The organism is Marinobacter halodurans (assembly GCF_004327985.1).
Lineage (GTDB): Bacteria > Pseudomonadota > Gammaproteobacteria > Pseudomonadales > Oleiphilaceae > Marinobacter_A > Marinobacter_A halodurans.
In genome coordinates this window covers 1-254 of record NZ_SJDL01000233.1, presented here as the reverse complement: position 1 = coordinate 254, position 254 = coordinate 1, and the positions used below count along the sequence as shown (strand labels likewise).

Genomic DNA, 254 nt, shown 5'->3' with positions numbered 1-254 from the left:
GCGGCCAGGGCGACTTTGGATTTGAATGATGCGCTGTATTGCTTGCGTTTCTTGCTCATGATTCTCCTCCTTGTGGAGATGATGAATCAGAGCTCAGGCACCTGTCCAAATTTCGGGGTCCACTTCACTGAGCATCTGTTCGATGTGGGCACGCCCACGGCTGTTCGAGTAGGTGAACACCACCTCATCGGCATCGCCGTATAACGGCCAGAACCAGCCGGATTTCATTCTGCCCTTTTGTGGGCCTGCCCGGC

At 55.1% G+C, this 254-nt stretch carries 1 protein-coding gene; it reads right to left on the bottom strand.

Annotated elements, in window-relative coordinates:
* Positions 1-93: 93 nt before the first annotated feature.
* Positions 94-254: IS66 family transposase (locus EZI54_RS24200; RefSeq protein WP_479724283.1), on the bottom strand; the 161-nt coding region annotated here is incomplete at its 5' end.